The organism is Tamlana crocina (genome assembly GCF_012037625.1).
In genome coordinates this window covers 1-417 of sequence record NZ_JAAVJS010000312.1, presented here as the reverse complement: position 1 = coordinate 417, position 417 = coordinate 1, and the positions used below count along the sequence as shown (strand labels likewise).

Below are 417 nucleotides of genomic sequence, written 5' to 3'. Positions count from 1 at the left end.
GGCATTGGCTTTGGCTCCTAAAATGAGGTTTTGAGAGGCTCTTGGTCCGGCACCCCAATCTACATATTCTTTTACCATTGGCGTGGAACGATCCCCAGCAGGCCGTGTTTTTCCTACCAGATCAACGGCATACTCCACCACATTATCGGCAACCGGAATACGTCTTATCAAATGCTGAAAATCGACGATCTCCTTAGCCGAAAATAAGGGATTAATCTCTACCACTTCGTCTGACGTTGTTCTTTTTACTACCTGTATTTCCTCCTCAAAAGAAGGATATTCGAGTTTGATCGCAAACATGAACCTGTCGAGCTGAGCTTCAGGCAAAGGATAAGTTCCCTCCTGCTCTATCGGGTTTTGAGTAGCTAATACGAAATAAGGCAGATCGAGTTTGTAATGCTGGCCCGAAACAGTCAC

General features: G+C 45.6%; 1 protein-coding gene. It reads right to left on the bottom strand.

Going from position 1 to position 417, the window contains the following annotated elements; genetic code table 11:
- Positions 1-417, bottom strand: a 417-nt coding sequence (locus tag HC176_RS16875; protein WP_167920172.1) for an AAA family ATPase, incomplete at both ends; no start/stop codon positions are given.